Annotated in this window: 22 protein-coding genes and 1 pseudogene; 10 read left to right on the top strand and 13 right to left on the bottom strand. The window is 58.0% G+C overall.

Annotated elements, in window-relative coordinates; translation table 11 throughout:
* Positions 1-115: 115 nt before the first annotated feature.
* From GHN92_RS04635 to GHN92_RS04625, 3 genes are all read left to right on the top strand, one after another.
* Positions 116-1,501, top strand: coding sequence for a nucleobase:cation symporter-2 family protein (locus tag GHN92_RS04635; RefSeq protein WP_153379459.1), 1,386 nt, complete (start codon positions 116-118; stop codon positions 1,499-1,501).
* Positions 1,502-1,643: 142 nt separating this feature from the next.
* Positions 1,644-1,907 (top strand): helix-turn-helix domain-containing protein, encoded by a 264-nt coding sequence (locus GHN92_RS04630; RefSeq protein WP_095018565.1) that lies wholly within the window; start codon positions 1,644-1,646, stop codon positions 1,905-1,907.
* Entirely contained in the window at positions 1,870-2,205 is a 336-nt protein-coding gene (locus GHN92_RS04625; protein WP_095002000.1) for a DUF6388 family protein, read from the top strand. The genes GHN92_RS04630 and GHN92_RS04625 overlap by 38 nt, the downstream gene beginning before the upstream one ends.
* A 14-nt stretch (positions 2,206-2,219) precedes the next feature.
* Here the strand turns inward: GHN92_RS04625 and GHN92_RS04620 are convergent, their stop codons facing one another.
* The 5 genes from GHN92_RS04620 to GHN92_RS04600 are packed head-to-tail and all read right to left on the bottom strand — an operon-like array spanning position 2,220 to position 6,942.
* Positions 2,220-2,807 carry an ATP-binding cassette domain-containing protein gene (locus GHN92_RS04620; protein ID WP_095002001.1) on the bottom strand — a complete coding sequence of 196 codons (588 nt, stop codon included), beginning with the start codon at positions 2,805-2,807 and terminating at the stop codon, positions 2,220-2,222.
* The gene (locus GHN92_RS04615; protein ID WP_095002002.1) at positions 2,800-3,591 is read right to left on the bottom strand and encodes an ATP-binding cassette domain-containing protein; all 792 of its coding nucleotides are present in this window, start codon (positions 3,589-3,591) and stop codon (positions 2,800-2,802) included. Before GHN92_RS04615 ends, GHN92_RS04620 begins: the two co-directional genes overlap by 8 nt.
* The gene (locus GHN92_RS04610; RefSeq protein WP_095002003.1) at positions 3,591-4,397 is read right to left on the bottom strand and encodes an ABC transporter permease; all 807 of its coding nucleotides are present in this window, start codon (positions 4,395-4,397) and stop codon (positions 3,591-3,593) included. The genes GHN92_RS04615 and GHN92_RS04610 overlap by 1 nt, the downstream gene beginning before the upstream one ends.
* Positions 4,394-5,365 (bottom strand): ABC transporter permease, encoded by a 972-nt coding sequence (locus GHN92_RS04605; RefSeq protein WP_232527677.1) that lies wholly within the window; start codon positions 5,363-5,365, stop codon positions 4,394-4,396. The genes GHN92_RS04610 and GHN92_RS04605 overlap by 4 nt, the downstream gene beginning before the upstream one ends.
* A complete protein-coding gene (locus GHN92_RS04600; RefSeq protein WP_150628895.1) occupies positions 5,362-6,942 on the bottom strand; it encodes an ABC transporter substrate-binding protein in 1,581 nt (526 codons plus the stop codon). The genes GHN92_RS04605 and GHN92_RS04600 overlap by 4 nt, the downstream gene beginning before the upstream one ends.
* 241 nt (positions 6,943-7,183) lie before the next feature.
* On the opposite strand from GHN92_RS04600, the gene GHN92_RS04595 reads away from it, so the two are divergent.
* The gene (locus tag GHN92_RS04595; protein WP_095002005.1) at positions 7,184-7,675 is read left to right on the top strand and encodes a hypothetical protein; all 492 of its coding nucleotides are present in this window, start codon (positions 7,184-7,186) and stop codon (positions 7,673-7,675) included.
* A 63-nt stretch (positions 7,676-7,738) separates the two neighbouring features.
* Here GHN92_RS04595 and GHN92_RS04590 read toward each other — a convergent pair whose 3' ends face one another.
* The gene (locus tag GHN92_RS04590; RefSeq protein ID WP_133144982.1) at positions 7,739-8,635 is read right to left on the bottom strand and encodes a DMT family transporter; all 897 of its coding nucleotides are present in this window, start codon (positions 8,633-8,635) and stop codon (positions 7,739-7,741) included.
* Between the two features lie 130 nt (positions 8,636-8,765).
* On the opposite strand from GHN92_RS04590, the gene GHN92_RS04585 reads away from it, so the two are divergent.
* A complete protein-coding gene (locus tag GHN92_RS04585) occupies positions 8,766-9,203 on the top strand; it encodes an Lrp/AsnC family transcriptional regulator (protein ID WP_095002007.1) in 438 nt (145 codons plus the stop codon).
* Positions 9,204-9,215: 12 nt separating this feature from the next.
* Here GHN92_RS04585 and GHN92_RS04580 read toward each other — a convergent pair whose 3' ends face one another.
* Positions 9,216-10,547, bottom strand: a complete 1,332-nt coding sequence (locus GHN92_RS04580; protein WP_095019512.1) for a PLP-dependent aminotransferase family protein — start codon at positions 10,545-10,547, stop codon at positions 9,216-9,218.
* Between the two features lie 98 nt (positions 10,548-10,645).
* On the opposite strand from GHN92_RS04580, the gene GHN92_RS04575 reads away from it, so the two are divergent.
* Complete coding sequence (locus GHN92_RS04575; RefSeq protein WP_153379455.1) at positions 10,646-11,542, top strand: DMT family transporter; 897 nt, start codon at positions 10,646-10,648, stop codon at positions 11,540-11,542.
* A 125-nt stretch (positions 11,543-11,667) separates the two neighbouring features.
* The gene (locus GHN92_RS04570) at positions 11,668-13,005 is read left to right on the top strand and encodes an MFS transporter (RefSeq protein ID WP_095002010.1); all 1,338 of its coding nucleotides are present in this window, start codon (positions 11,668-11,670) and stop codon (positions 13,003-13,005) included.
* A 54-nt stretch (positions 13,006-13,059) separates the two neighbouring features.
* Here GHN92_RS04570 and GHN92_RS04565 read toward each other — a convergent pair whose 3' ends face one another.
* Positions 13,060-14,415: a cell wall metabolism sensor histidine kinase WalK gene (locus GHN92_RS04565; protein ID WP_095027264.1), complete on the bottom strand. Its 1,356-nt coding sequence runs from the start codon at positions 14,413-14,415 to the stop codon at positions 13,060-13,062.
* Positions 14,412-15,122: a response regulator gene (locus GHN92_RS04560; RefSeq protein WP_095002098.1), complete on the bottom strand. Its 711-nt coding sequence runs from the start codon at positions 15,120-15,122 to the stop codon at positions 14,412-14,414. Before GHN92_RS04560 ends, GHN92_RS04565 begins: the two co-directional genes overlap by 4 nt.
* A 171-nt stretch (positions 15,123-15,293) precedes the next feature.
* Between GHN92_RS04560 and GHN92_RS04555 the strand changes: the two genes are divergently transcribed.
* Entirely contained in the window at positions 15,294-15,551 is a 258-nt protein-coding gene (locus tag GHN92_RS04555; RefSeq protein ID WP_095002012.1) for a hypothetical protein, read from the top strand.
* 66 nt (positions 15,552-15,617) lie between these two features.
* Positions 15,618-16,181, top strand: coding sequence for a cysteine hydrolase family protein (locus GHN92_RS04550; protein WP_153379448.1), 564 nt, complete (start codon positions 15,618-15,620; stop codon positions 16,179-16,181).
* A 39-nt stretch (positions 16,182-16,220) separates the two neighbouring features.
* Here GHN92_RS04550 and GHN92_RS04545 read toward each other — a convergent pair whose 3' ends face one another.
* A complete protein-coding gene (locus tag GHN92_RS04545; RefSeq protein ID WP_095002014.1) occupies positions 16,221-17,309 on the bottom strand; it encodes a hypothetical protein in 1,089 nt (362 codons plus the stop codon).
* A gap of 610 nt (positions 17,310-17,919) precedes the next feature.
* Here GHN92_RS04545 and GHN92_RS04540 point away from each other — a divergent pair.
* Positions 17,920-18,312, top strand: coding sequence for a cupin domain-containing protein (locus GHN92_RS04540; protein ID WP_095025816.1), 393 nt, complete (start codon positions 17,920-17,922; stop codon positions 18,310-18,312).
* A gap of 153 nt (positions 18,313-18,465) precedes the next feature.
* On the opposite strand, the gene GHN92_RS04535 is transcribed toward GHN92_RS04540, so the two are convergent.
* The 3 genes and pseudogenes from GHN92_RS04535 to GHN92_RS04525 all read right to left on the bottom strand — a co-directional run.
* Positions 18,466-18,825, bottom strand: coding sequence for a hypothetical protein (locus GHN92_RS04535; RefSeq protein ID WP_095019516.1), 360 nt, complete (start codon positions 18,823-18,825; stop codon positions 18,466-18,468).
* 277 nt (positions 18,826-19,102) lie between these two features.
* A complete protein-coding gene (locus GHN92_RS04530) occupies positions 19,103-20,704 on the bottom strand; it encodes an ABC transporter substrate-binding protein (RefSeq protein WP_095002017.1) in 1,602 nt (533 codons plus the stop codon).
* A 163-nt stretch (positions 20,705-20,867) separates the two neighbouring features.
* Positions 20,868-21,323 (bottom strand): annotated as a pseudogene (locus GHN92_RS04525) (IS5-like element ISPa41 family transposase); the annotation flags it as partial.
* Between the last annotated feature and the right edge of the window lie 69 nt (positions 21,324-21,392).

The raw sequence follows: 21,392 nt of genomic DNA, 5'->3' as shown, positions 1-21,392 counted from the left end.
GGCTGCTATCGCGAGCAAGCCCGCTCCCACAGCAAGTCAGGCCCTGCGCAATCCAGCACTGGGCGTAATGGCTCAACACCAGTAGAATCGCGCTCTTTTTTCCAGGGCGCTCGCCATGACCTCTCTTAAAACCCCGCTCGAAACCGAGTCCCAAACCAGCGAGCTGGTCTTAGGTCTTGAAGACCGTCCCAAGCCGTGGATCGCCTTTCTGGCCGCCCTGCAGCACCTGCTGGCCATTATTGTGCCGATCGTCACCCCCGGCCTGCTGATCTGCCAGGCCCTGGGTGTGTCCAGCCGTGATACCAACCTGATTGTCTCCATGTCGCTGGTGATCTCCGGTATCGCTACCTTTGTTCAGTGCAAACGCTTTGGCCCCTTTGGCGCCGGGCTGCTGATCGTCCAGGGCACCAGTTTCAACTTTGTCGGCCCGCTGATTGCCGGCGGCGCACTGATGGTCAAGCAAGGCACGCCGGTTGAAGGCGTGATGGCGGCGATCTTTGGCGTGGTGATTGCCGGCTCGTTTGTCGAAATGGGTATCTCGCGCATCCTGCCTTTTGTAAAACGCATGATCACCCCGCTGGTCACCGGCATCGTGGTGCTGATGATCGGCCTGACCCTGATCAAGGTCGGCCTGATCAGCATGGGCGGCGGCTTCACGGCCATGGGCAACGGTACCTTCGCCAACGGCGAAAACCTGATGCTCTCGGGTGTGGTGCTGGCCATTATCGTGATCCTTAACCGCATCCCGCTGGTGTGGATGCGCAGTTGCGCCATTGTTATCGCCCTGGCCGTGGGCTACGCCCTGGCAGGCTACCTGGGCCGCCTGGACTTCACCGGCATGCACCAGGCCGAGCTGTTCCAGGTGCCAATGCCCTTGCATTTCGGCCTGGGGTTTTCCTGGGCGCTGTTTATTCCCATGCTGGTGATCTACCTGGTCACGTCGCTGGAAGCCATCGGTGACGTCACAGCCACCAGCAAGGTGTCGCGCCAGCCGGTCGAAGGCCCGGTGTGGATGCAGCGCATCAAGGGCGGCGTGCTGGTCAACGGCGCCAACTCGTTTCTGGCGGGTATCTTCAACACCTTCCCGAGTTCGGTATTTGCCCAGAACAACGGTGTCATCCAGCTCACCGGTATCGCCAGCCGCCATATCGGTGTGTGGATTGCCAGCATGCTGATCCTGCTGGGCCTGTTCCCCAGCGTTGCCGGTGCGATTCAGGCAGTGCCTGAGCCGGTACTGGGCGGTGCGGCCATGGTGATGTTCGGCGCCGTTGCCGCTTCGGGCATCAATATTCTGGCCAGCATTACCCTGGACCGCCGCGCCCTGCTGATCATTGCCGTGTCCCTGGCGCTGGGCCTGGGCGTATCGCAAGTGCCTGAGTTCCTGGCGCATATGCCTGCAGCTCTGCGTAACGTACTGGAGTCAGGTGTGGCTACAGGCGGTATCTGTGCCCTGCTGTTGAACTGGTTCCTGCCGGAAACAGAGAAAAAACCGACGTTGTAAGCGACGCAGCCAGGCAGGAGTGCCTTTTGCCCTCCTGCTTGTGCTTACAAAAACGGGTCGTTATTCACCGCCCATCTTTCCCAATTTCTTCATTTGGCCTACTATTTTTTCAAACCCTTTATGCCTGACATAGGCGATGTTTATGAACACATACGGTGAGCGACTCAAACATGAGCGTTTGCGCCTGAAACTGACACAGGCACAACTGGCGGATGCGGGGGGTATAGGGCGCCATGCACAAAGCTACTATGAGCGCGATATCACCTTGCCCCGCGCCGACTATCTGGCGGCCATTACTCTGCTCGGTATTGATGTGGTGTTCATCATCACTGGCAAACACACCCTGCCTGTTTACGAGGAAATCAGTTGTGACCGAACCCGGCACCCGGCATCAAAAAGCACTTGATCGCTTTCTCAGTGACCACCCTGAACTGGTCGTGGCGCTTGAGACATTGAACCCATTGGCCGCCCGCGCTATCGGCCAATCGATAAAGGAATATCGCCAGGAACGCTTGAACGAAGCCTTTGAGGCCGAGGCTGAGCGTCTGGGTTTTTTCGCCTGGGAGCTGACCCTGCAATTGACCAGCGCAAGCCCGCAAGAATTCGAGGCCCAGCGCCTTGAAGTGCATCGCGAAGTGGCGCAAATGGCCGGCATGGAATGGGTTGAATACTGCGAACTGCATGGTCCGCTCCGTAGCAGTTGACGAGCCGTGCGAGGCTAGGGCAGCCAGATACTCGAACATACCTTCTGCAACAACGCCTTGTTGTGACTGAACACAATCATCCCCAGCTCCCGACGCCTGGTCTCTTCGAGCAAGACTTGCCACACCTGCGCCTGTACATGCGCATCCAGTTGCGCCGTCACTTCATCGGCAATCAGGTAGCGGGTGCGCGGATCCAGCGCCCTGAGCAAAGCGATACGCGCCAGTTCTCCGCCAGACAATTCGTCCGGGCGACGGGCCAACCACCCGGGGTTCACCGCCAGGCGTGCCAGCCAGGCGGCATCTGGCGACCAGGCATCACGCAGGCTCTCGCCCGTTGTGCGATAAGGGTTGAAGGTCTGTTCAGGATGCTGCGGCACCAGCTGCACCGGGCAATAGCCCTTTTTCGCAAGCGCTTTGCCATCCACGGTGATGCTGCCCGAGGTTGCTGACTGCCATTGCGCCAGCACCCGGCCCAGGGTGGTTTTGCCATAACCGCTGGGCGCCGAGATGCCCTGACGCTCCCCCGGCCGCACCTGAAACGACACACAGTCCCAGAGCTGCCGGCCATCCTGGACAATGCTTAATTGCTGGACCTCAAGCATATTCCGGCACCCGCCGGGCAAAAAACTGTTGTTCCGGCAAGGCTGCCCACAACGACTGCAACCAGGGGCTGCCGCCGTTTTCGCGCAGTTCCAGGGCACTCAGGGTTTCGTGCAGCTCGCCCTGATGCAACACAGCGATCCTGTCGGCAAAGCGCGCCGCCAGGGCCAGATCATGGGTCACCCACAAAATCCCCCGACCTTGCAGGCAAAAGCCCTTGAGATGGGTCAACAGTTGGCAGGCATGTTCGTCATCCAGCCATGAGGTGATCTCGTCAGCGAGGATATAACGCGCAGGAGTCAAGGCCGCGCAACTGGCCAGAACGCGCTTGGCCATGCCCCCTGACAACATGCGCGGGAATTCGTCCACCAGTTCTGGCTTGAGGTTGTAGTGCGTGAGCTGCTCGGCCACATCGCCAAGCCCCAGCCTGACCCCGCTCAAGTGCGCAGCACGCTGCAATTGCGGCCCGACCTTGATCAGCGGGTTCAGGGCGTTGACACCCTGGGGTACATAGCACAGGGCTTTGCCCCGCTGATTGACCTTGCCTGCCTCCCCCAGCACCTGCCCGTCGAGCACTATTTCGCCGCGACAGCGCATATTTTCCGGGAGCAAGCCCAAGGCACTTTGCAGCAGCAGGCTTTTGCCTTCGCCGCTGGAGCCCACCAGCGCCGTCAATTCTCCGGGGCGTACTTCAAGGGAGATATTGCTCAGCAGCGGATGCCAGGTTTTATGGCCCAACCAATGATAGTGCGCAACGTCGATCGCAAACCGGTCGAATTTCAGCATCAGGTAATCCTTATCCAGAGCTGCTGCAATGCCCGTGCAAACTGGTCAAAAACCAGTACCAGGCCCACCAGAATCAAACCCGGAAAAAACGCCAGCCACCAGGCACCACTGCTCAAGTACCTTAGCGCATCGGCCAGCAACAGGCCCAATGACGGATCATGGGGCGCCAGGCCGAAGCCCAGGAAACTCAACGCCGCCGAATGCAGAACTGCGTGGGGGAACATCAACAGGGTACCGACGATCCACTGCGGCATCAGCAACGGCAACAAGTGATGACGCCAGCGATAGAAGCTGCTGTTGCCCAGGCGATGGGAGAGCATCACAAAATCGGTCTCGCGGATACGCAGGATCTCGCCGCGCAGGATCAGGGCCAGGCGTGGCCAGTGGGTCAGCGCCACGGCCAGGATGACCCCCTGCTTGCCACCGCCCAAGGTGAAGCAAATCAATACCAGCAGCAACAAATGCGGCAACGCCAGCATGCTGTCGATCAGCCCGCGAATCAGGTAATCCAGGGTTTTGTTCAGCGCACACAAACTGGCCGCCAGCATCGCCAGAAAACCGCTGCTGAACGCTGCAGTCAGGCCGATCTGCAGGCTGGTGGTCATCCCCTGAAAACACCGCAGCCACAGATCACGGCCCAGGCTGTCAGTGCCAAACCAGTACTCGGCAGACGGTGGCAGGCGCCGTGCCAGCAGATCCATGGAGACATCAATATTGATGATTGAGATACCGTAGGCGATCAATCCCAGCAGCATCAGCAACGAGAGGCAGAGCCTTAGCAAGGCGCGATTGGGGTTGTAGGTCATACCTGGCGCGCCGCCCCGCGGTTAAGGCGCAGTAACAGCGCGTTGGCAATGCTGTTGCCGGTGAATACCAGCACCGCACAGAACATCACGATCCCCATCAACAATGGAATATCGCCGCGTAATCCGGCATCGATCGTGGCCTGCCCCAGGCCTGGATAAGCGAACACTTTTTCAGCCAGCAACGAACCGCCGATCAACTCCCCCACCGAGGCAAATTGCAGGCACAAGGCCGGGGTGATGGCATGGCGCAGGATATGAAAGTTGATCAGCGGCCAGCCTTTGTCGCCCTGGGCATGGGCGAAACGAATAAATTCGCTGTTCATCACTTCAGCCACCCGCGAGCGGGTATGCAGGGCGATATTGCCCACGCCCAGTACACCCAGGGCCAGCATGGGCAGGATCAAGTGTCGCAACTTGTCGCCCCAGGTTGCGGTTTCGGCATTGCTGCCGGGGGTCCAGGCGCAGCAGATCGGCGCCCAGTTGAGCGTCACGGCAAACAGTGACAGCAACAGCAGGCCAATCCAGAACGTCGGCATGGATGCCAGCACATAGGACAGCGTCGAAATAAGGCGGTCAGGCCAACGGTTCAAATAACGCCCGGCCGTCAGCCCCATGGCCAGGCCGACGATGCCGGAAAACAGCCAGGCCGAAAACAGCAGTGCAAAGGAGGTGGCAAAACGCTCTCCAATCACCTGCGAGACCGGCGCGTTATAGAGCATTGAGTAGCCGAAATCGCCTTGCAGCATTTGCCCGAACCAGCGCAAAAAGCGCTCCCATAACGGCAGATCGAGCCCCCAGCGCGCCGCAATCAATGGATATTGCTCGGGCGGTACATGCAACAGATCGTTACCTATATAGGCCCGGATCGGGTCTACCGGAGAAAAACTGAGCAAGGCAAAGGTGCCCGCTGCCGTTACCAGCAGCAGGCCCAGCAAACGCAGCACAAACAGCGATAGGCCGCGGATCACCGGCAGGTCCACTTCCAGTGATCAACGCTGTTGAGCAGCGACCAGGAACCGTGGATTTCCGGGGCGCCCTTACCCAGATCGATGCACTCATCGGTGAGGTAAGTGTGCTGAACATTGAGCAACCAGGCCCAGGCGGCATCTCCTTTAACGCCGACGCCGGTTTTGCCGTCCCACTCCACTTGCTGCCAGAACGGCACCGCCTGCTGCCAGGTCGGCGCATCGAGGGCTTGCTGCAGATGCTGATCGACAACCGGGTTCTGGTAATAACCGGGGTTGTAGTATTCCACGCCTGCCGCCTTGCTGCTGTAGTGATGGTAAAGCTCCATCGGGTCGAGGCTGCCCCAGCCAAACAGGGTCGGGTTGGCGTGCATGTTGCGCTCAACGGTTTCCCAACTGCCGGACTTCAGGTCTACGTCGATGCCCACGGGCTTGAGCATTGAGCGCACGGCCTGGGCCAGATCCCGGCGAGTGGCATCGCCACTGGCGTACCACAGGGTGATTTTGGCCGGCAGGCCGTTTTTTTCACGGATGCCATGGGCGTTTTCAATCCAGCCTGCGTCTTCCAGTATCTGCCGGGCTTTGTCGGTATCGCCATCCTTGAACAGCGCATCCGGGTTATCCCACGGTAAACCCTGCACGCCGGTGTAGGCCGGGATCGCGTGGCCTTCGAGGATCTGATCGGCAAGCAGTTGGCGATTGATGGCGTAGTTGATGGCTTTGCGGATGGCCACATCAGCCGTCACATCATTGCCAATCGGGTAGCCTTGGGCATCTTTTTTACCGGACGCGAGGGTTGGCATCACGATGCCACGGTTTTCCACACTGGGGCGAACCCACAGTTTCATGCCCGCGGCAGGCGTCACGGCCAGCGCAGGGGCGATGCGCACAATACCCAGCTGCTTGCTTTGGGCGGCAGCGAAAGCGCTGTCTTCATCCAGGAACACAAACACCAGTTTGTTGAAATCGTTCTTCTGCCCTGCGTAGTACGGGTTGGCCTCAACGATCAACTGCTGACCCGGCTGGTAGCTGACCAACCGATAAGGCCCGGCGCCAATCGGCTTTTGCGCGTAGGTTTTGGCGTCGTATTGGTCTGCCGAGACAATCCCCAGCGAACCGAGCACATTGACGAACGTGCTTTGCGGCGCCTTGAGCTCAATACGCACCGTGAGCGGATCAACCGCCTCGGCCTTGAGGAAGTTGCCCATATCGACCTTGCCACCACTGGCCGCCGCATTGTTGTAGGTGTAAGCCACGTCCTTGGCGGTCAGTGGCGAGCCGTCGGAGAACTTGAGGTCGGGCTTGAGCTTGAGGGTCCAGGTCTTGCCATCCGCGCTGGCCTGATAATCGCTGAGGAGAAAACCGCTCCAGGACAAATCATCGTTTTGCTTGAGCAAAGGGCTGTGCAACAGCAGATAACTGCCGTGGCTCCAGCCCAGCATCGGATCAAAGCCTTCGGTCGGCTCATCACCAATGGCCAGTTGCAGGGTGCGGTCCTGCGCTGAGACAACAGGCGCTGCCAACACACTCAACAAGGCCGCAGCCACCAGGGTGTTACGCATCCATGCGGGTTTTGACATCTATCCTCCTGATATGAAATGGCCTTGCCCAAACGGGCCGTACGCAGTTTATCGCGCCCCACAGTAATAGCAGGCTGATTTTAAATAGCCAGTTATGCATCTGATTTTTTAGGGGTTTTCCAGGCGATACGTCTTACCATGTAACAATTGCCACAGGTCAGGTTCCCCGGGCATGACTGTGCTATACCAATGGGTACGCTTATTCAGTCACGCCATACAGACACAGCTGACAGAGGTTCGCATGTTCAAAGGATTAGCCGGTCACCTCACAGAAAAAAACGTTCACTCGATCAACACCTTGCCGTCCAACAATATCGAATTGTTCGACTGCTATGCCGGTTTGATCCTGGGCCACCTGTACCGTAACTTCCCCTTGCCCATCACCCTGACTGCCGAGCGCTTTATCGACTACAAAGGCCTGGCGGACAGCAACCGCGAGGCGCTGGAAAAAGAAGAGAACCTGTTCCTGGCCACGGTCAAATGGCTGGCCGACATTGGCTACATCCACTTCGACGGCATGTCGGGCGTAGCCTTTTACGAAGTGGTTCTGACCAACAGCGGGCTGCTGATCCTGCGCGCTTACCCGGAAGGCACCGACACTGCGCCGACCCTGGGCGAAAAACTGGCGCAGTGCGTCAACAACGAAAACACCGCCGATATGAGAGCGCTGGTAACCCAGGCACTGAGTCTGGGCGTGCGCATGATCAGCCCGATGAGTCGGTCGGGGATTTAAGCCAGGCCCATCAATGCACTTGGCCATGAACGCTCACCGTGACCAAGTGCATTTAAACAGCCATTATCCTCCACTCACTACCCGCCGCCCTCCCACCCGCCACCCCAGCTGAATCCCGGCTGCCGCGATTAAAATCGCCGCCACACCCACCCATTGCAGCGGTTCCAGGCGATGGCCAAAGGCAAACCAGTCCACAAATATCGCTGCAATGGGGTAGATAAAGCTCAGTGCTCCGATCAATGCCGTGGGCAGTTTCTGGATTGCTCCGTAGAGCAGTACATACATCAAGCCGGTATGGACTACGCCAAGCGTCAGTAAGGCGCCCCACGCCTGTGCGCCAGCAGGCAGCTCAGTGACGTTGGCCAGGGTTGCCAGCAGCAGTGCGCCGGTGCTGACCTGGATCAGCGCGATCAGGTGCGGGGGGATCCCGCGCAGGCGTTTGATGATCAGCACGGCCACGGCGTACATCAAGGCCGCACTCAGCGCCAGGGCAATCCCCAGCAAGTACTCACTGCCGCTCTCCCCTTGCCCGTGGTGGGCGCTGACGATCGCCAACATGCCCACAAACGACACCACCAGCCAGGCCAGTTTGTGCAGGGTTATTCTTTCACCCAGGAACAACGCTGCCAGACCGAGCAGGATAAATGGCTGAACGTTGTAGACCGCCGTACCAATGGCGATTGAGGCCCTGGAGTAGGACGCGAACAACAACACCCAGTTGGCAACGATGGCCACGCCGCTCAAAACAACCAGCGCAAAGGTAGTGCGGTTCAGCAGACCGCGGCGTAAAAAACCCATCCGCGCACAGATCAGCAGCAACGTCACCGCGCCAAACACACAGCGCCAGAACACCACATCCAGCACTGCTTGCCCGCTTAGCAGGACAAGCCAGCCAATGGTGCCGGAGATAAGCATGGCTGCGACCATTTCCAGCGAACCGCGTTGCGTGGTTTTGTCCATATTTGCCTCCCTCAAAGTAGGAAACAGTATGGCAATCGCGATTCATGCAGCGCCATAATCCAGAAAAGGCAATTCGTCATTTTTGCCTTTAGTGTTAAGGCATTCTGCCAATTTGGCCTAAGGAGCAAAGATGAGCGACGAGATAGATCAGCTGTTGATCAGCGCACTGATGCAAGACTCACGCAGCTCCCTGAAAACACTGGCCAGCCTCAGCGGCCTGTCGTCACCCAGCGTCGCCGAGCGCATTCGCAAGCTCGAAGAGCGCGAAGTGATCAAGGGTTATACCGTGGAAGTCGATCCCAAAGCCTTTGGCTATCAACTCCAGGCCATCATCCGCATTCGACCGCTACCGGGGCAGTTGCAGGAAGTGGAGCGTCAGATCCAGAACATCCCCCAGTTCACCGAGTGCGACAAGGTGACGGGCGATGACTGTTTTATTGCCCGTCTGCATGTGCGTTCAATCGAGCAATTGGACAGCCTGCTTGATGGCCTCAATGCCTACGCCGAAACCAATACGTCGATCATCAAAAAAAGCCCGGTCAAACGCCGGTTGCCGCCCATGGCCTGAGTACGGCCACCCCTAGGCATGGGCCTGAACCACCCACTTCACTTTCGCCAGGCCCTCACGCAGGGCCGTCATGCCCACCGAGCCCAGCGCCAGCCTTATCGCATGGGGCACATGGGCCGAAGTTGCAAAGGGCTGCGCGGTCGACACCGAGACCTGCTCACGCGCCAACGCCGCAACAACCTGGTCCGCCCGGGCGTCCTCTGACAGAGGCAACCAGACAAAGTAGGACGAAGGATGGCGGATCCTGTGCAACCCCGCCAACTGCTCATCAGCAATGAGCTGCCTTGCCTGTGCGTCTTTGCGCTTTTGCGACTCCAGCCGGGTCACGGTGCCATCGTCGAGCCAGGCACTGGTGATAGCGGTCATCACACCGGGAGCATTCCAGGCAGTCACTCGGATTATCCGCTCAAGGACACTGACCTTTTCTGCGGGCGCGACGATAAAGCCCACGCGTAAACCCGCTGCGACACTTTTGGAAAACCCAGACACGTAAACGGTTCTTTCCGGCGCCAAGTCAGCCAAAGACGTCGGCGGGTTATCGACCAGAAAAGCGTAGGCCGCATCTTCGATGATATGCAGATCATGTGCCCGGGCGATCGCGACCAAGTGTTGGCGCTGCTCCAGGCTCATCACCCACCCCAACGGATTGTGCAACGTCGGCATGCTGTAGACAGCACGCACAGAGCGACGGCGACACAGCCTGGCGAGGGCATCCAGATCCGGCCCGCTTTCCGTGCTCGGGATGGGCAGCAATTCAAGGTGCAGGGCCAGCGCCAGTGCCTTGAAACCCGGGTAGGTCAAGGCGTCCACCGCGATCACGTCACCAGGCTGGAGCAGTGCCATCAGCACCACGCTCAACCCGTGTTGTGCGCCGTTGACGATCAACACCTGTTCGGCGGGCACATTCAACCCGCTCCTGGCCAGGTGCCTCGCGACCGAGGCGCGCTCATGCAGGCGCCCGCCATGGGGCTGGTAGCGCAACAACGATTCCAGATCGCCAGACAACGCCAACTGCCGCAGCGCAGTACGCAACAGTTCGGCCTGGCCCGGCAAGGAGGGATAGTTGTAATTGAGATCCAGCATCCCCGCGATCACGTCGGGCTGGTCTATACCGTGGCCTGGTGGTAGCGAGGTTTCCCGGACAAAAGTGCCACGCCCGGTTTCGCCACTGACCAGCCCCATGGCCTCTAGCTCGGCATACACGCGACTGGCCGTGACCAGCGCCAGCCCTTCGCTGGCTGCGAGCTGGCGATGGGTAGGCAAACGCGTGCCCGGCGGCAAACGGCCTGAGCGGATATCGTCGGCAAACGCGTCTACCAGCAGCTTGTAGCGGGAACGGGACATCGGGCTTTGTATCCATGACAATTTTTTGATTGTCATTAATCATCAGCCATAGGATGGACTGTATGCAATCCCGCGATTGGCCTTGAGCGTGAGACTCGATGGAACGTACTTCCAACTTGCAAATCCCCACCACTGAAAAAAACCTGAGCGGCTGGATAAACGGGTTTATCGGCGTGGTCATTTTCAGCGCTTCATTGCCTGCGACCAAGGTGGCCGTGCTGGAACTTGACCCGGTTTTTCTGACCCTGGCCCGTGCCACCATCGCCGGTGTGCTTGCCCTGGCCATGCTCGGGCTACTCAAGGCACGACGGCCGCAGTTCAGCCAACTGGTGCCCCTGCTGCTGGTGGCAACCGGGGTGGTGGTGGGGTTTCCGCTGCTGACCGCGCTGGCTTTGCAGCATGTGACTTCGGCCCATACCATTGTCTTTCTGGGCCTGCTGCCGCTGTCTACCGCAGCCTTCGCCGTGGTGCGCGGGGGTGAAAGGCCACGGCCAGCGTTCTGGCTGTTCTCGATCCTGGGCAGCGCGTGCGTCGTGGCCTATGCCCTGGCGCAGGGCCTGAGCGCAGCGCCCGAGGGTGACATCCTGATGCTTCTGGCTGTATTGATCTGCGGTCTTGGCTATGCCGAAGGGGCCAGGTTGTCGCGTACGCTGGGCGGCTGGCAGGTCATTTCATGGGCACTGGTGCTGTCACTGCCATTGATGGCTCCGCTGGCATGGTTGTGGGCCCCCGCTTCGTTCAAAGGCATTAGCGTACCTGCCTGGCTCGGCCTGGCTTACATCTCGATCTTCAGCATGCTGATAGGCTTTGTATTCTGGTACCGGGGGCTGGCCCAGGGCGGGATTGCCGCCGTTGGGCAGTTGCAGCTGCTGCAACCATTTTTTGGCCTGGCACTGGCTGCCACCTTGCTGCACGAGACTGTCAGCATGGGCATGTTTGGTGTTACAGCGGCGGTGATCCTGTGCGTTGCCGGGGCCAAAAAGTTCGCCCGGTAGCCTGTAGCCCCCGTGCTTGACCTCTGAGAAGTCGGTACTGACTATGCCGATGACACTTTTGGAGCGAATCGTTTCAGCCGCTGCCTCGATAATCACTCCTTACTGAGGACAGGTCGAGGTGCAGCATGACAAGCGTATCCATAGAGCAGGTCAGCCCTGAAACGCTGAGAAAAGTGATTGTCGCCGCCGCCATCGGTAATTTCGTCGAATGGTTCGACTTCGCCGTCTACGGCTTTCTGGCCACCACCATCGCTCAGCAGTTTTTCCCCAGTGGCGATGCCAGTGCCGCATTGCTCAAGACCTTTGCTGTGTTTGCGGTGGCCTTTGCCTTTCGCCCCCTTGGCGGGATTTTTTTCGGCATGCTGGGGGACAGGATAGGCCGCAAGCGTACCCTTGCCATGACCATTTTGCTGATGGCCGGGGCCACTACCTTGATCGGTATATTGCCCACTTATGCTGCAATCGGGGTTATGGCGCCGATCCTGCTCACCCTGATTCGTTGCGCCCAGGGCTTTTCTGCAGGCGGTGAATACGCCGGGGCCTGTGCCTATTTGATGGAGCACGCCCCCAGCGATAAAAGAGCCTGGTACGGCAGCTTTGTGCCGGTTTCGACATTTTCCGCTTTTGCCGCTGCGGCCGTAGTGGCCTACGCCCTTGAGGCTTCGTTATCCGCTGAAAGCATGGGCAGTTGGGGCTGGCGCCTGCCGTTCCTGATTGCTGCGCCACTGGGCCTGGTAGGGCTTTATTTGCGCTGGAAGCTGGATGAAACCCCGGCCTTCCAGGCCGTGAAGGAGGAGCATGCGGTCGCCCACTCCCCACTCAAGGACACCTTGCGCAACCATGGCGCAGCGATCTGCTGCCTGGGCGCCTTTGTGTCGCTGACGGCACTGTCCTTCTACATGTTCACCACTTACTTCGCGACCTACTTGCAGGTCGCGGGCGGCTTGAGCCGGGCAACCGCTTTGCTGGTGTCGCTGATCGCCCTGCTCTTCGCCGCCGCCATCTGCCCTCTGGCCGGGCTGTATTCGGACCGGGTCGGGCGGCGGGCGACCGTGGTGACCGCGTGCGTTCTACTGATGGTCGCGGTGTATCCGTCGTTCCTGATGGCCAGCTCGGGCGGGTTCGCAGCGTCCATCGTCGGTGTCATGCTGCTGGCAATTGGCGCGGTGTTGTGTGGCGTGGTGACCGCAGCTTTGCTCTCGGAGACGTTTCCGACCCGCACTCGCTATACCGCTTCGGCCATCACCTACAACATGGCTTACACCCTTTTTGGCGGCACCGCACCGCTGGTGGCGACATGGCTGATCAGCACCACCGGCAGCAATATGTCGCCCGCGTTTTATCTGATTGCAGTTGCACTGCTCGCCCTGGCTGGCGGCCTGGCATTGCCTGAGACCTCACGGATTTCCTTGCATGATGTGGCGACACCCGAAAATGCGGCGCAAGCCGTCGCTGCGGTCTGAGGGGCCAAGAGGCTGAGAGTGCCGGGGTGCCCGGCACTCTCTGCAGAAGATCATTCACCCTGCCCCCTTGAGCACCGGCAACACAACCCTCACCGCCAACCCGCCACCCGTGCGGTTGCTCAGGGTTAGCGAGCCGCCGTGTTCCAGCACAATCGCTCTGGCTGCCGACAGTCCGAGCCCCACTCCGCCGGTGCTTTTGTTGCGCGATTCTTCAAGCCGATAAAAAGGCACAAACACCTGCTCATGACTTTGGACAGGAATGCCCGGCCCCCGGTCAAGAACGAAAACAGTGACCTGCTCATCGTCCCGACTCAGCTCGATGGCCGGCTCGCCTGCGTACTTGATAGCGTTATCCAGCAGGTTGGTCATCACCCGTTTCAGGCCAAGCGGCCGGCCCAAATACACCAGGTGCTCAGGACCGTTGAAGGCAATGTCAATGGACTGGTCGCGGTAGTCATCAATCAGGGTTTGCAACAACCCTGCCAGGTCAAATTGCGTGGCCTGCTCGAGCCGGGCATCGTCGCGAAAGAACTCCAGGCTGGAGTTGATCATGGCCTGCATCTCGTCTACATCGCGAAACAGACGCTGTTGTTGGTCCGGGTCGTCAATAAACTCACCGCGCAGTCGCATGCGTGTCAGCGGGGTGCGCAAGTCATGGGAAATGGCCGCGAGCATCTGGGTACGGTCTTTTATGAAGTGTTGCAACTGCGCCTGCATGGCGTTGAACGCAAGAATGGCCTGTCGGATCTCCCGAGGGCCAACCGGCTCAATGGGCGGCGCACGAAAATCGACACCAAAACGCCGGGCGCCCTCGGCGAACTGCTGCAAAGGCCTGGCCAGATGGCGAGTGGCGATCAGCGCCACAAGCACCGTGGACAACAACACCAGCAGGATCAAAATCAGATTGCGCTGCCATTGGCCCAGGCCCCAGCTGCGCGATGCGATGCTGAACATAAGCCATGAGCCATCCTCCAGTTGCACCAGCAGGGCGTAATGCCCGTTGTGCTGTGGCCAGTCGTCGGGCTGATAGGCTTCGAGGCGTCGCTCAGGGCTATTGAACAGCCGCTGCGCCAGCGGCGTGGCAGTGCGACTGGCCGCTTCGGCCACCTGCGGCAAATCCAGGCCGGCACGGCTGGCATGCCAACTGATGCTCAGGGCGCTGTCAGTGGCTGCCGCAGCCAGACGTTGGCGCTGTGGCGCCGGCGAAGCTTCGATCAGCTTGGTCGTCAGGGAAATCTTTTCCAGCAGCCCGATTTCACTCAGCGGCGGGTAAGCCCAAACACCCGCCAACTGAGTAAACAGCGCATTGAATGCCAGCGCCGTAAGCATCGCGACAATGGTGGTCAAGGCAATCCAGCGTGCGATGGTGTTGCGTGAGCGCAGGCGCCAGCCTGAAATCCAGCCCGTCACTGACAGGTCACCCCGGGCGTGAACAGGTAACCGACATTGCGCACGGTGCGAATCATCTCGACCCCTTTGCTGTCGAACTCCAGCTTGCGCCGCAAACGGCTGACCTGTACGTCGATGCTGCGATCGAACGCGTCATGGCCAGCGCCACGAGCCAGATCCAGCAACAGTTCGCGAGTCAGAATGCGCTGGGGATGCTCAACAAACACCAGCAACAAATCGAACTCTCCGGCAGACAAGGGGATCATCACCTGATCCGGTGAGCGCAGTTCGCGACGGGTAAGGTCCAGTTGCCAGCCCGCAAACTTCATCAGTGGCCGCGGCACCTGCCCGACCGAGGGCTGGCCCTGCCCTGCCCGGCGCAACACGGCACGCACCCTGGCCAACAGTTCCCGGGCATCAAACGGTTTGCTCAGATAATCATCGGCACCCATTTCAAGACCGACGACCCGATCACTCAGCTCGCCCATGGCCGTCAGCATGATGACCGGCGTGGGGTATTGCTGACGCAAACGCTGACACAGCATCAGGCCGTTTTCGCCAGGCAGCATCAAGTCGAGAATGATCAGGTCCGGTGGTTGCAGCGCCATCGCCGCCCACAGTGACGTGCCATCGGTGGCCACCTCCACCGAATATCCGTGTTGTACAAAAAACTTCTTCAGAAGCGCGAGGACCTCCAGGTCATCGTCTACGATCAAAAGGCTGCTCACCGGCGCATTCCACTTAAGGTATGTAAAGGCTTCCATCTAAAACTATTCGTCCCGCTGCGTCATATATTTCAACTTGGTAACAAAGTTGCGGCCAGGCAAAAAAGCAGACATATCCAGGCAAACCGCGAATGCGAGGATCAGACCTCTTTCCTGCCAAGAACGCGTGTACCCATGCCTTGCGAAAACCCGGCCATGATCCTGGAACAGCGACTGGTAAAGCGTGCCAACGCCGCCCTGCACTGTCGCGAAACAAGCCTGCGCCTGTCGAGCGATCGCGACACGCTGGTACTCAGCCGCTATATCGAGCATTACAGCCATGAAGGTGTTCAGTGGGTCGAGAGCACCCATACAGTGCCGGTGAGGGCTTTGCTGAAATGGATGATCAGCCACGGCGAACCGCAAACCCTGAGCCAGGATAAAGACCTGTAGCCATCTGGTGACCCCGGCGCAATAGACTTAGCATGGTGCTCCCTATCCCCAGCCAGAGGAACGGCCATGCCCCTGATCAAATCCGATGCGGCACTGATCATCATCGATATGCAAAAAGGGATAAGCCTTCCCGGGCTTGGTCGCAGAAACAACCCGCACACCGAGCTCAACGTACAGCGCCTGCTGGAAACCTGGCGGCATGTACAGCGTCCGGTAGTCCATGTCCGGCATATATCCCGATCGCCTGCCTCGGTATTCTGGCCCGGCCAGCCTGGCTGCGAGTTTCAGGAGGGGCTGGCCCCGCTCGATAGTGAGCACGTGGTTGAAAAGAACGTACCCGATGCATTTACCAACACAGGCCTGGAACGCTGGTTGCGCACGCGCGGGATTGAGCAGTTGGTCATCGTCGGCGTGATCACCAATAATTCCGTAGAGAGCACGGTTCGCTCAGCAGGTTGCCTGGGGTTCAATGTGATTGTGGGATCGGATGCCTGCTATACATTCGATCAGATAGACCTGAATGGACGCCTGTGGCCTGCCGAGGATGTACATGCACTGTCGCTTGCCAGCATGGCAATGGATTACGCCAGGGTCCGGGACGTCAACCAGATACTTGAACAGCAGGGTTAGGAAGGAAGCCGCCGAACTTGCGTTCGGCGGCAGCCGGGGTCAGGAGACCGCGTCCAGCGCGGTTTTTTCCGCCTTGGCCAGCGAGCGACTGCGCAGCCAGCTGAAGCAAATGGCGAGGATCAGCGCAAAGCCTACGTAGCCCAGCAGCGGATACACGGTGCCCACCAACTTGCTGAAACCACCCAGGCTCAAAGCCAGACCGACACAAACGGTCACTGCACTAAACAACTTGAAACGGCCCGATTCCGGCTTGGCAAAGCGTGCACTGAAGGCAAAGAACATCCCAACCGCAGTGCTGTAGACCATGCACACCAGTGCGATGGACATCACCACCGAGAGCAGTGGCGAGATGCGCCCGGCCAGTGCCAGGGACGGCATTTCAATACCCTGCAGCTGGTTGATGTTGGCAAACAGGCCGATGTTCAACAACAGGATCAGGGCGCCCAAACCAAGCCCGCCGAGCACACCGCCGAGAGCGGCCGCCTTGGGTTGTTTGGTCATGCCACCGATCACTGCCAGCATCGGGAAACCTACCGCGATATTGAACGAAGCGTAGAGCAAGGCGCCGACAAACCAGTTGCCAGTGACCGTCTCGTTGTTTTCACGCGCCACAGCATCCAGGGTCTCGATTGGAGCGTTGTAGCTGAAAATCGAGTAGGTCGTGATGATTAGCACCATCGCCAGCAGAAAAGGCATGACCGCGCTGATCAGATCAATGATGCGCTTGACGTTCATGCACAGCGTGGCGATCACCAGCACGGTCATCAATACACCGCCAAACAATGGGGGCAGATCGTACTGCTGGGCAAAAATCGAACCGCTACCGGCCAGCATCACCACACCAACCCCATAGAGGAAGAATGACAGCACCACATCGACGACCCAGCCCAGACGTGCGCCGAACAGGGCGTAGAGTACTTCCTTGTGCGAGTTGGCCTGCATCTTCGAACTCATGCGGGCGATCTGCATACCGAGGAAGGCAAACATCAAACCGCTTACCAGGGTGCCCAGGATACCGATAAGCCCATAGCCGGTGAAAAACTGCAGCACCTCCTGCCCGGAGGCAAAGCCACCACCGATAACTACGGACATGTACGCAAGCGCAATCTGGATCGACTGTTTATTCATTACACTTTTTCTCATTCTTAGACTTATTAGGTGCAGGAAACAAGACGACGCGGACACCACCTCATTTACGCAGGGTGGCTATCGCCATAGCAGTTCGATCACTCATCGTGATTGGCTGAACTGTACAGGTACGTAGACACCGCGGGCAGTATAGGAAGTGTTGCGCAGGTAATTTCACCATATACACAACAAAATTCAGCTAAAACGTCATGCTGGAGAGGTTTTGCCCTATCAATTATCTCGCAAGCGGCATTATTGACCGCAAAACCATCAGAAACATTTAGATACATGCTTGTTTTTATAAATCAGTCACTTAGCTTATTTCTGTGCTGGCCTCTGCGCATTTTTGCACGCCCCCGGGAACAGCCAATGACCACAAGAAAATGATGGAATGAACGAACAACATAATAACGACACACTAAAAAAACATGACACACATTAAATTTCGCACAAATATGAAAAGAAATGAACCACACAAGTAACAGAAAAAAACTACATACCTTAGCGAGCCCAAAAATCTATTGTTTTTACGCGATAAACTTAAAACATGAACACCTACAAACGTCTGACTCGCACAGCCAATCAAGCGTCATAAACCGGAAATCAAATAATGAAAGGCACGCCCCCAGCCATATTTATGTTGAGTGCCGTCCTCTGGGCGGGAGCTGCCATCGCAGACATGCCAACACCCGCAAAGTCTGACGTGTTGCAACGAATCGACATGCCTGATACCCACTATCAAATGGGCTTGCAAAAAGCAGTACTCGCCCCGAACGAAGTCAAGGCTCGCCACATACATACAGGACCAGAAGTCGCCTATGTGCTTGAAGGCGAGGTCATCATTACAATGGATGGGCAGCCTGAAAAGCGAATAAAGGCCGGTGACAGTTTTCAACACCTGGCGCACGAACCCCACATCAGCAAAGCGGGCCCACAGGGCGCTACCGTTCTTGCCACCTGGGTAGTGGAGAAAGGCAAGAGCTTTTCTGTCCCTGCACCCTGATCCAGCGACTGCGCATCACACCGGGCAGCATCTTGCATTGCTAACATGAGGTAAATCATGGGGGAGGATATACTGCTTCTTTTGGCATGGTCACTGAAGACATTACAATGGATCCGTACTCTCATTGATGCCCCCCCTGATGTTTAATCCGTTTCAATCAGCAGGCACAAAGTCCGCGACCTTTAACTTGGAACGCACATCCAAAAACCAACGACTCAGTTGCGAATCGAAACCCTGAGCAATCCGGTCTGCAGCATGGAGTGCCTCATCAGCGCTTCCCCTATTGCCCAGCCCTTGGCAAGCTTTAGACACTTGAAGCAGCAAGAATGCCCTGTCCACCTCCTCCACCCCGTTCGATTCGATAATGACCAGTGCCTTGCCAGCACTATCCAGAGCACTCTGCCACTGCCCGAACCGGTTAAAAGTCAACGCACATAAATAAAGGCTTCGCTCATGGTTCAACCAGGTTCCAAACTGCATCCAGAGCCGCTCACACACAACAGCCGCATCCATGATGACGTTTCGATGGGACAGCTCGTCACCCTGAAGGCGGGGGTTATCCACAGAACCTTGCAAACTTTGTACGCATAGCAAACCAACATGCGCCTTGGCCTCTATTAAAGAAGCGCCTGTAAGTTCGGCATATTCAAATTCGGCAGCAAACGCATTATTTCAGTGCATACCTTGCATAAGACTTTGGCCTATTCACGTCTATAGCGAGGTTATTTCGGTGCCGCGAGCGCACCAAAAACCATCCCGGGCTTCTGGTGCACTCAGTTGGGGCTTGCTGTTACTTATCCAGGCTCACCCCGTAGAACGGTGTCAGCCCAAAGGGGCTGATTTTGAAATCAGTCACTTCCTTGCGCAGGGGCTGGAAAACCGTCGAGTTCGCAATGGGTGTAATCGGAACTTGCTCCTTGAGGATCTTCTGCGCCTCTTGATACAACTTGATGCGTTGTTCGCGGTCGCTGCTGAGCTTGGCTTGCTGCACCAGCTTGTCATAGTCTGGGTTGCACCATTTGGCGTAGTTGCTGCCCTTGACCGCCGCGCAGCTGTAGAGCACGCCGAGCCAGTTATCCGGGTCGCCGTTGTCGCCCGTCCAGCCGTAAATCATCACGTCGTGCTCGCCGTTCTTGGCGCGCTTGATGTACTCGCCCCACTCGTAGCTAACGATATTGGCCTTGATGCCGACCTTGGCCCAATCCTGCTGGATGATTTGTGCCGACATACGCGCGTTCGGGTTGGAGGCACGTTGAACGGTCATCGCCCACAGGTTGATAGTGGTCCCTGGTGCAACCCCTGCTTCTTTTAAAAGCTGCCGGGCCTTGACCGGGTCGTAGGGGGCATCCTTGATTGTCGGGTCATAAGACCACTGCGCAGGTGGCAAGGCGTTCTGCGCCAATTGCCCTGCGCTCTGGTACACGGCCTTGATGATTGCCGGCTTGTCGATGGCCATGTCCAGGGCCTGACGCACCTTGAGTTGGTCCAGCGGCGGATGTGTCACGTTGTAAGCCAGAAACCCCAGGTTGAACCCGGCTTGCTGCAGCACTCGCAAGTTGGGATCCTGCTTCATCACTTCGATATCCGCCGGTCGCGGGTAACCGCTGACCTGGCACTCCCCGGCTTTGAGTTTCTGCAGGCGCGACGCCGCGTCAGGGGTGATGGCAAAAACCAGATTGTCGAGTTTCACATCCTCGGGCTTCCAGTACTGTTTGTTGCCGACGTAACGAATCTGCGAGTCCTTCTGGTAACGCTTGAACACAAACGGCCCGGTGCCCACCGGTTTCTGATTGATCTCTTCAGCCTTGCCCTGCTTGAGCAGTTGGGCTCCGTATTCGGCGGACTGCACCGAGGCGAAGCTCATGGCCAGGTTTTGCACAAAGGCGGCATCAACGTTATTGAGGTTGAAACGCACGGTGCGGTCGTCGAGCTTGTCGACGCTCTTGATCGTGGTGTTCAAGCCCATATCGGTGAAATAGGGCGATTCGGACGGGTAAGCCTTGCGGAACGGACTCTGGGCATCCAGCAGGCGATCGAAAGTAAACAACACGTCATCCGCGTTGAAATTCCGGGTCGGGGTGAAGAAATCGGTGGTATGGAACTTGACGCCATCGCGCAGGTGGAAGGTGTAGGTCAGGCCGTCATTGGAGACATCCCAGCGGGTGGCCAGGCCAGGTTCGACTTCAGTACTACCCCGTTTGAACTGGATCAGGCGGTTGAATACGGTTTCGGCGGAGGCATCAAAATCGGTACCGCTGGTGTACTGGCTGGGGTCAAAGCCGGCGGGGCTGGCTTCGGAGCAGTAAACCAGCGTGCTGGCGGCGTGGGCCATTGGCATGAACGCCAGGAGGCCGGCGACGAGAAGGAGCGGTTTGAAGGCGATTCTATCCATGGAGACCCTTGAAGTTGCAGACATAAATAAGCGCCTAAGGATGCTCCGATCAACTTGTCGTGCAGCCGCGGCAAGTTGCAATTTTCCAGGCACCTACAGCGTCATTGGACGAAAAGTGACCGAAAAATCATGTACGGAGAGCTTTTTCGACCGGTTCTCCGTGTTAAACGCGAACCTCACCCATACCCATGAGCTGTTTTCGAACCCTCCACAGGTTTGCCAGGGCGAACAGCGTGGTCAACTGAGCCGTGTTTTTCATCAGCCCACGAAAACGTACTTTCACGTAACCAAACTGCCGCTTGATCACGCGAAACGGATGCTCGACCTTGGCCCGTGTCTGAGCCTTGCAGAACTCGATCTTGCGCTTGGCTTTGTACAGTACGCTGCGCTGGTTCAGCTTGGAATAGGTGCTGCGACGCGCTGCAATCTGCCAGATCACCCCCCGATTTTCATGCTCTTCGCGCCTTTCGACACCGGTGTAACCGGCATCTGCATACACGGCGTTTTCTTCGCCATGCAGCAGTTCAGCCACCTGCGTGACATCGGCCACATTGGCAGCGGTGCCATGGACGTGATGCACCAGGCCGGACTCGACATCGGCACCGATGTGCGCCTTCAGTCGGGTAAAGCAGGAGTGTTACCACTCCTGCCTCCCCTAAGAACCGTACTTGAGAGTCACCCCTCATAC

The organism is Pseudomonas sp. FSL R10-2964, from assembly GCF_009600035.1.
GTDB lineage: Bacteria > Pseudomonadota > Gammaproteobacteria > Pseudomonadales > Pseudomonadaceae > Aquipseudomonas > Aquipseudomonas bubulae.
This window is presented reverse-complemented; position numbering and strand designations above follow the sequence as displayed.

What these genes read in the sequence shown, in the direction of transcription:
- GHN92_RS04630 (WP_095018565.1), top strand. Translation starts at nt 1,644, where the DNA reads ATGAACACATACGGTGAGCGACTCAAACATGAGCGTTTGCGCCTGAAA.
- GHN92_RS04530 (WP_095002017.1), bottom strand. Translation starts at nt 20,704, where the DNA reads ATGGATAGAATCGCCTTCAAACCGCTCCTTCTCGTCGCCGGCCTCCTG.
- GHN92_RS04620 (WP_095002001.1), bottom strand. Translation starts at nt 2,807, where the DNA reads ATGCTTGAGGTCCAGCAATTAAGCATTGTCCAGGATGGCCGGCAGCTC.
- GHN92_RS04575 (WP_153379455.1), top strand. Translation starts at nt 10,646, where the DNA reads ATGGAACGTACTTCCAACTTGCAAATCCCCACCACTGAAAAAAACCTG.
- GHN92_RS04610 (WP_095002003.1), bottom strand. Translation starts at nt 4,397, where the DNA reads ATGACCTACAACCCCAATCGCGCCTTGCTAAGGCTCTGCCTCTCGTTG.
- GHN92_RS04580 (WP_095019512.1), bottom strand. Translation starts at nt 10,547, where the DNA reads ATGTCCCGTTCCCGCTACAAGCTGCTGGTAGACGCGTTTGCCGACGAT.
- GHN92_RS04570 (WP_095002010.1), top strand. Translation starts at nt 11,668, where the DNA reads ATGACAAGCGTATCCATAGAGCAGGTCAGCCCTGAAACGCTGAGAAAA.
- GHN92_RS04635 (WP_153379459.1), top strand. Translation starts at nt 116, where the DNA reads ATGACCTCTCTTAAAACCCCGCTCGAAACCGAGTCCCAAACCAGCGAG.
- GHN92_RS04555 (WP_095002012.1), top strand. Translation starts at nt 15,294, where the DNA reads ATGCCTTGCGAAAACCCGGCCATGATCCTGGAACAGCGACTGGTAAAG.
- GHN92_RS04590 (WP_133144982.1), bottom strand. Translation starts at nt 8,635, where the DNA reads ATGGACAAAACCACGCAACGCGGTTCGCTGGAAATGGTCGCAGCCATG.
- GHN92_RS04600 (WP_150628895.1), bottom strand. Translation starts at nt 6,942, where the DNA reads ATGTCAAAACCCGCATGGATGCGTAACACCCTGGTGGCTGCGGCCTTG.
- GHN92_RS04545 (WP_095002014.1), bottom strand. Translation starts at nt 17,309, where the DNA reads ATGAATAAACAGTCGATCCAGATTGCGCTTGCGTACATGTCCGTAGTT.
- GHN92_RS04585 (WP_095002007.1), top strand. Translation starts at nt 8,766, where the DNA reads ATGAGCGACGAGATAGATCAGCTGTTGATCAGCGCACTGATGCAAGAC.
- GHN92_RS04535 (WP_095019516.1), bottom strand. Translation starts at nt 18,825, where the DNA reads ATGGATGCGGCTGTTGTGTGTGAGCGGCTCTGGATGCAGTTTGGAACC.
- GHN92_RS04595 (WP_095002005.1), top strand. Translation starts at nt 7,184, where the DNA reads ATGTTCAAAGGATTAGCCGGTCACCTCACAGAAAAAAACGTTCACTCG.
- GHN92_RS04615 (WP_095002002.1), bottom strand. Translation starts at nt 3,591, where the DNA reads ATGCTGAAATTCGACCGGTTTGCGATCGACGTTGCGCACTATCATTGG.
- GHN92_RS04540 (WP_095025816.1), top strand. Translation starts at nt 17,920, where the DNA reads ATGAAAGGCACGCCCCCAGCCATATTTATGTTGAGTGCCGTCCTCTGG.
- GHN92_RS04550 (WP_153379448.1), top strand. Translation starts at nt 15,618, where the DNA reads ATGCCCCTGATCAAATCCGATGCGGCACTGATCATCATCGATATGCAA.